The sequence below is a fragment of the Luteococcus sp. Sow4_B9 genome (genome assembly GCF_052116585.1).
Classification (GTDB): Bacteria; Actinomycetota; Actinomycetes; order Propionibacteriales; family Propionibacteriaceae; genus Luteococcus.
The window spans coordinates 49,915-59,717 of sequence record NZ_JBQKKT010000010.1 but is presented as its reverse complement, the minus strand read 5'-3'; the positions used below and the strand labels follow the sequence as shown (position 1 = coordinate 59,717).

General features: G+C 66.7%; 11 protein-coding genes. 9 read left to right on the top strand and 2 right to left on the bottom strand.

Going from position 1 to position 9,803, the window contains the following annotated elements; translation table 11 throughout:
* Positions 1-12: 12 nt before the first annotated feature.
* Positions 13-552 carry an orotate phosphoribosyltransferase gene (gene pyrE, locus ACTQ49_RS08275; RefSeq protein ID WP_441827371.1) on the bottom strand — a complete coding sequence of 180 codons (540 nt, stop codon included), beginning with the start codon at positions 550-552 and terminating at the stop codon, positions 13-15.
* Positions 553-765: 213 nt separating this feature from the next.
* On the opposite strand from pyrE, the gene ACTQ49_RS08270 reads away from it, so the two are divergent.
* The 5 genes from ACTQ49_RS08270 (at position 766) to fbaA (ending at position 5,189) form a co-directional block, all read left to right on the top strand.
* Positions 766-1,530 carry a LemA family protein gene (locus ACTQ49_RS08270; RefSeq protein ID WP_441827370.1) on the top strand — a complete coding sequence of 255 codons (765 nt, stop codon included), beginning with the start codon at positions 766-768 and terminating at the stop codon, positions 1,528-1,530.
* Positions 1,531-1,700: 170 nt separating this feature from the next.
* The gene (locus ACTQ49_RS08265; protein ID WP_441827392.1) at positions 1,701-2,327 is read left to right on the top strand and encodes a TrmH family RNA methyltransferase; all 627 of its coding nucleotides are present in this window, start codon (positions 1,701-1,703) and stop codon (positions 2,325-2,327) included.
* 149 nt (positions 2,328-2,476) lie between these two features.
* The gene (locus ACTQ49_RS08260) at positions 2,477-3,205 is read left to right on the top strand and encodes a GntR family transcriptional regulator (protein ID WP_441827369.1); all 729 of its coding nucleotides are present in this window, start codon (positions 2,477-2,479) and stop codon (positions 3,203-3,205) included.
* 84 nt (positions 3,206-3,289) lie between these two features.
* Positions 3,290-3,949, top strand: coding sequence for a hypothetical protein (locus ACTQ49_RS08255; protein ID WP_441827368.1), 660 nt, complete (start codon positions 3,290-3,292; stop codon positions 3,947-3,949).
* A 211-nt stretch (positions 3,950-4,160) separates the two neighbouring features.
* The gene (gene fbaA, locus ACTQ49_RS08250) at positions 4,161-5,189 is read left to right on the top strand and encodes a class II fructose-bisphosphate aldolase (protein ID WP_441827367.1); all 1,029 of its coding nucleotides are present in this window, start codon (positions 4,161-4,163) and stop codon (positions 5,187-5,189) included.
* Positions 5,190-5,283: 94 nt separating this feature from the next.
* On the opposite strand, the gene ACTQ49_RS08245 is transcribed toward fbaA, so the two are convergent.
* A complete protein-coding gene (locus ACTQ49_RS08245; protein ID WP_441827366.1) occupies positions 5,284-5,547 on the bottom strand; it encodes a hypothetical protein in 264 nt (87 codons plus the stop codon).
* Positions 5,548-5,670: 123 nt separating this feature from the next.
* Between ACTQ49_RS08245 and ACTQ49_RS08240 the strand changes: the two genes are divergently transcribed.
* Genes ACTQ49_RS08240 through ACTQ49_RS08225 form a run of 4 tightly spaced genes read left to right on the top strand, consistent with a single transcriptional unit; the run spans position 5,671 to position 9,405 of the window.
* Positions 5,671-7,167, top strand: coding sequence for a methylmalonyl-CoA carboxytransferase subunit 5S (locus ACTQ49_RS08240; RefSeq protein ID WP_441827365.1), 1,497 nt, complete (start codon positions 5,671-5,673; stop codon positions 7,165-7,167).
* Positions 7,168-7,188: 21 nt separating this feature from the next.
* Entirely contained in the window at positions 7,189-8,739 is a 1,551-nt protein-coding gene (locus ACTQ49_RS08235; RefSeq protein ID WP_441827364.1) for an acyl-CoA carboxylase subunit beta, read from the top strand.
* A gap of 15 nt (positions 8,740-8,754) precedes the next feature.
* Positions 8,755-9,009 (top strand): hypothetical protein, encoded by a 255-nt coding sequence (locus ACTQ49_RS08230; RefSeq protein ID WP_441827363.1) that lies wholly within the window; start codon positions 8,755-8,757, stop codon positions 9,007-9,009.
* 24 nt (positions 9,010-9,033) lie between these two features.
* Positions 9,034-9,405, top strand: a complete 372-nt coding sequence (locus ACTQ49_RS08225; protein WP_441827362.1) for a biotin/lipoyl-containing protein — start codon at positions 9,034-9,036, stop codon at positions 9,403-9,405.
* The last annotated feature ends 398 nt before the right edge of the window (positions 9,406-9,803 follow it).

The following is a 9,803-nucleotide window of genomic DNA, read 5'->3' as shown; positions in this document are numbered from 1 at the left end:
GAGGTCGTCGGATCAGAGCCCGAGGTCTGCCAGGCCCAGCGCGTAGCGGTACTCCAGGCCGGCGGCCTCGATGGCCTCCTTGGCACCGGTATTGCGATCGACGATGCAGGCGACGCCCACCACCTCGGCACCGGCTTCGCGGAGAGCCTCGACGGCGGTCAGGGCCGAGCCGCCGGTGGTGGAAGTGTCCTCGACGACCAGCACCTTGCGACCCTGGACCTCGGTTCCCTCGATGCGGCGCTGCATGCCGTGGGCCTTCTCGCTCTTGCGCACCACGAAGGCGTCCAGACGGCCACCGTCGTGGGCGGCGGTGTGCAGCATCGCCACAGCGATCGGGTCGGCGCCCAGGGTCAGGCCACCCACGGCGTCGAACTGCCAATCTGCCACAAGGTCACGCATCACCCGCCCGACGACGGGGGCGGCAGCTCCGTCCAGCGTCACGCGACGCATGTCCACGTAGTAGTCGGCCTCCTTGCCGCTGGCCAGTGTCACCCGGCCGTGCACGACGGCCAGCTGCTTGACGTGTTCGATGAGCTCTTCGCGATCGGTCATGGCATGAACAGTAGTGGTCGCAGGCCCGGGCTGGGTGGTGGGCCGCCGACCGTCGCGGCGGCAGTGATCCGCCTACGCGCTCGGCGTACCGGCTACCGACATCAGCGGGTCGAACCGTCCCACGCACTACGCTGTGCACCAGTGGTCTGCTCGACCACTGGAAGTTCCTGAAGTCCTGGAACCGCCGGTTCCCGAACCCTCTGGAGTAGCCCCATGATCTGGACCATTCTGATCGCCGTCCTCGGCGTGCTCGTGCTGGCCGGGGTGCTGTTCATCGGCCCCTACAACGGCTTCGTGCGCCAGCGCAATGTGATCCAGGAGTCCTGGCGCCAGGTGGACGTGGAGCTCAACCGTCGCTATGAGCTGCTGCCCAATCTCGTCGAGACCGTGCGGGCCTACGCCGGTCATGAGCGCAACACCATCGAGGAGGTCACGCGCCTGCGTGGCCAGGCGATGCAGCTCTCGCAGGGGGCCGGCACCGAGGCCGATCCGCAGCGCGCCCAGGTTGAGCAGCAGCTCTCCGGTGCCGTGCGCAACATGATGGTGAGCGTGGAGGCCTACCCCGAACTGCGCAGCAACCAGAACTTTCTGGAGCTGCAGCGCCAGCTGGCAGAGACCGAGGACCGCATCGCCGCTGGTCGACGCTTCTACAACGCAAACGTGCGCGCCTACAACACCAAGGTGGAGTCGGTGCCGAGCAATATCGTCGCGAACATGTTCAACTTCGAGAAGGCCACCTATTTCGAGGTGAATGACCAGGCCGTCCGCCAGGCTCCCGACGTGAACTTCGGTGAGATCAGCTACCGCGGGGACGCGCCCCAGCCCCATCGTCCGGGTGTGAACGAGGTCTCGGGCAGCGCCACCAACGAGCTGCCCAACCCTCAGGCCCAGCAGGCGCCGCAGGGTGAGTGGCGGCAGGCCCAGACCCCCCAGTCGCAGGACTTCCAGACCCAGCCGCGCGACGGCCAGCAGGCCTGACCTGACCTTCCCGTCGACCCTCCGAGGGGTTGGCCAGCACCTCACCGCTCCCCACCGGCCGAGTCTGACAACGACCCGGCCGGTGGGGAGCAGTCCGTTCCCGGGCCCCGGCCAGCGGAGCGGTAGCGTAGGGCGTCGTGACCTCGACGAGCAGCCCGGACGACGAGCCGGTGGACGACCCCACGGCCCCGACGGTCGGCGTCGGCCCACACCCGCAGCCATGGCCGGACGATGACCGGTTCGATCCCGAGCTGCTGGCCAGAGGGGATCGTCGCAACGTGGCCGACGAGTTCCGCTACTGGCGGTTGGAGGCCGTCGTCGCCGATCTCGACTCCCGCCGTCATCCGCTGCACGTCGCGATCCAGAACTGGGAGCACGACTTCAACATCGGCTCCATGGTGCGCACCGCGAATGCCTTCAATGTGGAGGCGGTGCACATCGTGGGGCGTCGCCGGTGGAATCGTCGCGGCGCCATGGTGACCGACCGTTACCTGCACGTGCACCACCATCCCGACGTCGACTCCCTGGTGGCCTGGCTCGACGCGCACGAGGTGGTGCCCGTTGGCGTGGACAACCTGCCGGGCTCGGTGCCGCTGGAGACCGCCCGCCTGCCGCAGCGCTGCTGTCTGGTCTTCGGCTCTGAGGGGCCCGGACTCACCGACGAGATGGTGGCCGCCTGCTCTCAGCTGGTGGCGATCACCCAGTACGGTTCTACGCGTTCGATCAATGCCGGTGCGGCCGCGGCCATCACCATGTATCACTGGGCCCTGCAGCACGCGCACGGTCAGTTGCCCTGACTTCCTGCGCCGCCTGCTGGGTCGAGGCGGCCTTGCGATGGCCGTGGGGTGGGATCGGCCACATCTGGCGCCCCCCTTGCTTCATGCCACCATGGCGACTGGTATGGTAATCAGACCACCTTGTCATGTGGCATTTGAGAGGGGACCTGATGGACGCCAGTGGCGCGGCGATCACGACCAAGCGGGCCCAGGTGCGCGAGATCCTGGAACGTCGCATCCGCGACGAGCTGCACGCCGGCGACGTCCTCGACTCGGAGCGGCAACTCGTCGCCCAGCTGGGGGTGAGTCGGGTCACGGTGCGGCAGGCCATCGCAGACCTGGTAGAGGCTGGTCTGCTGGAGCGCACCCAGGGCAAGGGTACCTACGTGACCGGACCCCGCATCGACACCCGTCTGCACCTGATGAGCTTCAGCCGCGAGATGCGTCTGCGTGGCCTGGAGCCGCACACCAGGGTGCTCTCGGCGCAGCAGGAATCGGCGGACACCACCGTGGCGGAGGCGCTCGAGGTGCTGCCCGGTGCCCCCGTCATCCGATTGGAGCGGCTGCGGCTGGCCGACGGTACGCCGATGGCGCACGAGATCGGCTGGTATCCGTGTGAACTCTTCCCGGGCCTGCTGGACCACCCGTTGGAGGCGGTCTACGACCTGATGGTGGAGCACTACGGCGTGACCGCCACCAAGGGGGAGCAGACCGTCAGCGCGGAAGCAGCGGATGCCGACCGGGCGCGGGTCTTGGGGATCGCCCGGCGCGCGCCGCTGTTGGTGCAGGAGCGATTGACCTTTGCCGAGCAGGGGGTCGTGGAGTACTCGATGAGCTGGTACCGGGCCGATCGGTACCGGATCCACTCCACCATCCGTCCCCGCGACGAGAGTCGCTGAGTTCAACGCGACGAGAGTCGCTGAGTTCAACGCGACGACAGTCGCTGACCGCGCGGCGGTGCCGGTGGGTCATAACATGGGCCCATGAGCCAGAACCCGCCTCCTGCTCCTGGTCCCCTTCCCCCGGGGCAACGTTCCGAAGGTCGCGTTCCCGAGGGGGTCGGGGGTGGTGCCTTTGGCGGTGAGCAGGCCGCTGACCCGTCGAGGCCCTTCGATCCGGGCTATGTGGTGGGCTTCAATCCCGTGCCCATGGCCCATGCGGTGGCCCAATTGGGATCCAGACTGCGCTCGTCGATCCTGTGGACCGTCATCGGAGCCGCGATCTGGACCGCGGTGTGGTGGTGGCAGCGGGAGAACTGGGGCAGCCCGTGGCTCCTGGTTGCCGGGTATGCCATCAGCATCGTCCTCATCGTCGTCACGGCCATTCGTCTGCTGCTGGCCCGGCGCAATCTGGCCCGCATCGGCCGTGGGCCCGCGTTGCAGGCGGGCCGCGAGGGCCTGCGGCTGCACACCCTGGAGGGAGCGGTGCTGGACATCGAATGGGACGACGTGAAGGCGCTGCGAGCCGCCGGGCTCAAGGTGGGGGCCGGACCCGAACTGGTGGTGGAGGCGCGCCAGGGCAAGGTGTGGTCCATGCCGCTGAGCTTCCTGGACGCCCTGCCCGGCACGATCGACGGGGGAGTGCGGGCCACTTCTGCCGGCCGTCATGGCCTGGACCTCTCGGGACTGGACAGCATCTTCTGACGAGGAGTCCCAGATTCTACGGGGAGTCCCAGATTCTACGGGGAGTCCCAGATTCTACGGGGAGTCCCAGATTCTTCTGACAAGGTGATTCCCAGTCCACGTAGTGTTGGTTGCGGTGTCGCCGTTCGTTTGACCCCCGGGGCTGCGGGCGGTGGGCATCTTTGGAAGAATGAGCAGTGCGCAACACCGTTTCCCAGAGAAAGAGGCAAGCATGCCCATCGCAACTCCTGAGGTCTACGCCGAGATGTACGAGAAGGCGAAGGCAGGCAAGTTCGCCTACCCCGCCATCAACATCACCTCCTCGCAGACCATCAACGCGGCTCTGAAGGGCTTCGCCGATGCCGGCTCCGACGGCATCCTGCAGGTGTCCACCGGTGGCGCCGAGTACGGCTCGGGCCCCAGCATCAAGAACATGGTCACCGGCGCCGTCGCCCTGGCCGACTACGCGCGTGAGGTCGCCAAGAACTACCCGATCAACGTGGCCCTGCACACCGACCACTGCCCCGAGAACAAGCTCGACGGCTACGTCCGTCCGCTGCTCGACCTCTCGGCCGAGCGTGTCGCCAAGGGCCAGGACCCGATCTTCAACTCCCACATGTGGGACGGCTCCGCCATGGATGACATCGAGAAGAACCTCCAGATCGCCGAGGAGCTGCTGGCCAAGACCAAGGCCAACAAGCAGATCCTGGAGATCGAGATCGGCGCCGTCGGCGGCGAGGAGGACGGCGTCGTTGGTGAGATCAACGACAAGCTGTACACCTCCGTCGAGGATGCGCTGCACACCGCCGAGGTCCTCGGCCTGGGCGAGAAGGGCTCCTACCTGACCGCCTTCACCTTCGGCAATGTGCACGGCGTCTACAAGCCGGGCAATGTGAAGCTGCGTCCCGAGATCCTCAAGGACCTCCAGGCCGCGGTCAGCGAGAAGTACGGCACCGACGAGAAGCCCTTCTTCCTGGTCTTCCACGGTGGCTCCGGCTCCTCCGATCAGGAGATCAGCGACGCCGTTGACTACGGCGTCGTGAAGATGAACGTCGACACCGACACCCAGTACGCCTTCACCCGTCCGGTCGTCGACCACATGATGAAGAACTACGACGGTGTCCTGAAGGTCGACTCCGAGATCGGCAACAAGAAGATGTACGATCCCCGCGCCTGGGGCAAGCTGGCCGAGGCCGGCATGGCCGAGCGCATCGTGCAGGCCTGCCAGCAGCTGCGTTCCGCCGGTACGCACACCGCCTGATCGCCTGACGGTCTGATCGCTTCTGCGAACGGCGACGGCCGACTCCCCGTGAGGGGAGTCGGCCGTCGCAGTGCGTGTGCCCAGTGCCGGGGTCTCACCAGGCGCCGACGGAGTTGCCGCCGTGGCCGGCCGGGGGCTCCTGCTCACCCATCGCAGTGCGGGGCGTTGCTGCCGCCTTCTCGGCGGCCACGGCAGCCGGCACCTCGCCGTCGGCATTGCGCGGCGTCCAGCCCTGGTCGCTTGTCCATTCGCTGCCGCACGGAGTGCACGCGAAGATGCGCTGTCCGTCGCTGAGCTCGTCCGTGGGCTGCCAGTCGCACGTGCCCTTGCAGTCGTTCATCTTCAGTTCACGAGTCATGGCAAGAGTCTTCCATGGGTGGGGGGCCGACGGTGAAATGCCTTGACATGAAGACATTGTGTGGTCGGACCTAATGTCCACCCCGCTTTTCGACCTTGCCCGATCCCGTGGAAGGATGGACCCATGAGTCCGCGACAAATTGGCGTTACCGAGGTTGCCCTCCGCGACGCGCACCAGAGCCTGATGGCCACCCGCATGGCCATGGAAGACATGGTCGATGCCTGTGCAGACATCGACGCTGCCGGTTACTGGTCCGTCGAGTGCTGGGGCGGCGCAACCTTTGATTCCTGCATCCGATTCCTGAACGAAGACCCGTGGGAGCGTCTGCGCACCTTCCGCAAGCTGCTGCCCAACAGCAAGCTGCAGATGCTGCTGCGCGGCCAGAACCTGCTGGGCTACCGGCACTACGAGGACATGGTCGTCGAGAAGTTCGTCGAGAAGTCTGCCGAGAACGGCATGGACGTCTTCCGCGTCTTCGACGCCCTGAACGATCCCCGCAACATGGCCCAGGCCATGCAGGCCGTCAAGAAGACTGGCAAGCACGCCCAGGGCACCATCTGCTACACGATCAGCCCCCTGCACACCACCGAGGGCTACGTGAAGCTCGCCGGCCAGCTGCTGGACATGGGTGCCGACTCCATTGCCTTCAAGGACATGGCCGCCCTGCTCAAGCCGCAGCCGGCCTACGACATCATCCGTGGCATCAAGGAGACCTACGGCGAGGACACCCAGATCAATGTCCACTGCCACTCCACCACCGGTGTGACCATGGTCACCCTGATGAAGGCCATCGAGGCCGGCGCCGACGTCGTCGACACGGCCATCAGCTCGATGTCGCTCGGCCCGGGCCACAATCCCACCGAGAGCCTCGTCGAGATGCTCGAGGGCACCGAGTACACCACCGGGCTGGACATGGACCGCCTGATCAGCATCCGCGACCACTTCTCCAAGGTCCGCCCCAAGTACAAGGAGTTCGAGTCGGCCACCCTGGTGGACACGGACATCTTCCGCAGCCAGATCCCCGGCGGCATGCTGTCCAACATGGAGAGCCAGCTCAAGGCCCAGGGCGCGGGCGACCGCATCCGCGAGGTCATGGAGGAGGTGCCCGTGGTCAAGAAGGACGCCGGCTACCCGCCGCTGGTCACGCCGTCGAGCCAGATCGTCGGCACCCAGGCCGTCTTCAATGTGCTGATGGGCCGCTACAAGGTCATGACGGGCGAGTTCGCCGACCTGATGCTCGGCTACTACGGCGAGTGCATCGGGGAGCGCAACCCGGAGGTCGTCAAGCTGGCCAAGGCGCAGCAGAAGAAGGACGAGATCACCTGCCGCCCGGCCGATCTGCTCGAGCCCGAGTGGGACAAGCTGGAGAGCGACGCCAAGGCCCTGCCGGGCTTCAACGGCTCGGAGGAGGACGTCCTCACCAATGCCATGTTCCCCGGCGTCGCCCCCAAGTTCTTCGCCTCCCGCCAGGACGGACCGAAGAATGTCGGCAAGACCGAGGCGCAGCTCAAGCAGGAGGCCGAGGTGGCCGCTGGCAAGGCAAAGGCCGTCCAGCAGCCCATCCAGTACAACGTCACCTTCGACGGACGCTCGCACAGCGTCAAGGTCGAGCCGGCCTGATCGCGATAGGACACACAGACAATGGCAAAGCAGACAATGGCAGATCGCCTGGAGAAGCTGGCTTCCGAGCGCGCACGCGTGGAGGCCGGCGGTGGCGAGAAGCGCATCGAGAAGCAGCACGCCAAGGGTGCGATGACGGCGCGTGAGCGCGTCAATGCACTCATCGACGAGGGCACCCTCCTGGAGGACGGCGCCTTCCGCAAGAACCGCACCACCTTCTTCGGCATGGACAAGGCGGACATGCCGGCCGACGGCGTCATCACCGGCGCCGGCGCCGTGCTGGGCCGCCCGATCCACTTCGCCAGTCAGGACTTCACCGTCGCCGGTGGCTCCGCCGGCGAGGTGCACAACATCAAGGTGGCCGAGGCCCTGCACAAGTCGCTGGAGACGGGCACGCCCTTCGTCTTCATCAACGACTCGGGCGGCGCGCGTGTCCAGGAGGGCATCGATTCGCTGTCCGGCTACGGCAAGGTCTTCTACGAGAATGTCCTGCTGTCGGGCGTCGTGCCGCAGATCTCGATCATCGCCGGCCCCTGCGCCGGTGGCGCGGTCTACTCGCCGGCCCTGACGGACTTCATCATCCAGACCCGCAAGGCCCACATGTTCATCACCGGCCCGGGCGTCATCAAGCAGGTGACCGGTGAGGAGGTCACCCAGGACGAGCTCGGCGGCGCCGACGCGCAGATGGCCTCCGGTGTGGTCTCCTTCGTGGCCGACGACGACGAGCAGGCCTTGCTCATCGCCAAGAAGCTGCTCAGCTTCCTGCCGCAGAACAACTCCGAAGAGGCGCCGATCGTCGAGCCCGACGAGAACGTGGAGCCCAACGAGAAGCTGCGCACCATCGTCCCCGACGAGGGCAACAAGGGCTACGACGTGCGCGAGGTCATCCGCGAGATCGTCGACCGTGGCGACTTCCTCGAGGTGCGGGCCGGCTGGGCCCAGAACCTGGTGGTCGGCTTCGGCCGCGTCGTCGGCCGCACCGTCGGCTTCATCGCCAACAACCCGTCGGTGATGTCGGGCGTGCTGGACATCGACAGCTCCGACAAGGGCTCGATGTTCATCCGCTTCTGCAATGCCTTCAACATCCCCGTCGTGAACCTCGTCGACGTCCCCGGCTTCCTGCCGGGCGTGGCCCAGGAACGTGGTGGCATCATCCGTCACGGCGCCAAGATGCTGTACTCCTACTCCGCCGCAACCGTCCCGAAGATCACGATCGTGATGCGCAAGGCCTACGGTGGCTCCTACCTAGCCATGTGCTCCAAGGACCTGGGTGCGGACAAGGTCTTCGCCTGGCCCAGCGCCGAGATCGCCGTGATGGGTGCCGAGGGTGCCGCAGCGGTGGTCTTCCGTCGCGAGATCGCGGAGGCCGAGGATCCGGCACAGCGCAAGGCGGAGCTGGTGGAGGAGTACCGCGAGACCTTCTCGACGCCGTACATGGCCGCTGCCCGTGGCCAGGTGGACGACATCATCGATCCCGCGGACACCCGTCGTCAGATCGCCCTGACCCTGGAGATGCTGGCCAGCAAGCGCCAGCTGCGTCCGGCCAAGAAGCACGGCCTCTCGCCGGCCTGATCGGAGCAGAAGACAATGGCAGAAGACGTCAGCACTGCTGGCCTGCAGGCGCTGGTCGCCGAGCTCTCCGAGCGCCTCACCGCGCTCGAGGACCGGGTGGCCACCCTGGAGGGCAACCAGCAGATTCCCGACGACGTGATGGTGGCCATCTCGGCGGCCGTCGCGGCGTTCCTGGGTCACAAGGCGACGGTCAAGGCCGTGCGTCTGCGCAACAGCCGTAGTTGGTCCACCGAGGCCCGCGGTCGAGTCCACAACCGCTCGGTCAACTGACCGCAGACCCCTGGAGAGATTGACATGAAGTTGAAGGTGACCGTCAACGGTCAGGAATATGTGATCGACGTGGAGGTGGAGGAGGACGAGCAGCAGAATCCTGCTCTCGCCCCGATCGTCATCGGTGGAGGCGGCCCGCTGGCCGCTCCCACCAAGGGCACCGCTTCGATGCCCGCCGCCAGCAGCAATGCGGTCGTCGCACCGCTGGCTGGCTCGGTGGCCCGCATCCTGGTGTCCGAGGGGGACGACATCACCGCCGGCCAGGTGCTGGTGGTGCTGGAGGCCATGAAGATGGAGACCGAGATCACCGCCCCCGGCGACGGCAAGGTTGGCGCCGTTCTGGTGGAGGCCGGCCAGGCCGTTCAGGGTGGTCAGGCCCTGATCCAGCTTGCGTGATTCAGCTGGCCTGATCCCAGTTCCCTGATCTCACGCAGTATCGCTGGTTCCCCAGGCTCGACGGCGGGGTGCCCCTTCGGGGGTGCCCCGCCGTCGGCGTTGGGGATGCTGGTGGCACCCGGAGCTCTCGTCCCGGGGGCAGGTGGAAGTTCCCGGGGGCAGGTGGAGGTTCTCGGGGTCGGTCCGATGTCTCGGGGCACGTCGTGCTTGCCGGGGCACGTCGTGCTTGCCGGGGCATGTGGAAGTTCTCTGGGCACGTCGTACTGCCGGGGCACGTCGTGCTTCTCGGGGCATGTGCTGCAGCGGGTGCACGTGGCAGGTGGGTGTGCGGAGTGGGGCCAAGGGTGGTGCGGTGGCTCGTGTCCTGGTGTCTCGGGGCCGCTCCGATGTCTCGGGGC

Excerpts from the sequence above, each read along its gene's own strand:
- pyrE (WP_441827371.1), bottom strand. The coding sequence starts at position 552 with ATGACCGATCGCGAAGAGCTCATCGAACACGTCAAGCAGCTGGCCGTC.
- ACTQ49_RS08270 (WP_441827370.1), top strand. The coding sequence starts at position 766 with ATGATCTGGACCATTCTGATCGCCGTCCTCGGCGTGCTCGTGCTGGCC.
- ACTQ49_RS08260 (WP_441827369.1), top strand. The coding sequence starts at position 2,477 with ATGGACGCCAGTGGCGCGGCGATCACGACCAAGCGGGCCCAGGTGCGC.
- ACTQ49_RS08255 (WP_441827368.1), top strand. The coding sequence starts at position 3,290 with ATGAGCCAGAACCCGCCTCCTGCTCCTGGTCCCCTTCCCCCGGGGCAA.
- fbaA (WP_441827367.1), top strand. The coding sequence starts at position 4,161 with ATGCCCATCGCAACTCCTGAGGTCTACGCCGAGATGTACGAGAAGGCG.
- ACTQ49_RS08245 (WP_441827366.1), bottom strand. The coding sequence starts at position 5,547 with ATGACTCGTGAACTGAAGATGAACGACTGCAAGGGCACGTGCGACTGG.
- ACTQ49_RS08240 (WP_441827365.1), top strand. The coding sequence starts at position 5,671 with ATGAGTCCGCGACAAATTGGCGTTACCGAGGTTGCCCTCCGCGACGCG.
- ACTQ49_RS08235 (WP_441827364.1), top strand. The coding sequence starts at position 7,189 with ATGGCAAAGCAGACAATGGCAGATCGCCTGGAGAAGCTGGCTTCCGAG.
- ACTQ49_RS08230 (WP_441827363.1), top strand. The coding sequence starts at position 8,755 with ATGGCAGAAGACGTCAGCACTGCTGGCCTGCAGGCGCTGGTCGCCGAG.
- ACTQ49_RS08225 (WP_441827362.1), top strand. The coding sequence starts at position 9,034 with ATGAAGTTGAAGGTGACCGTCAACGGTCAGGAATATGTGATCGACGTG.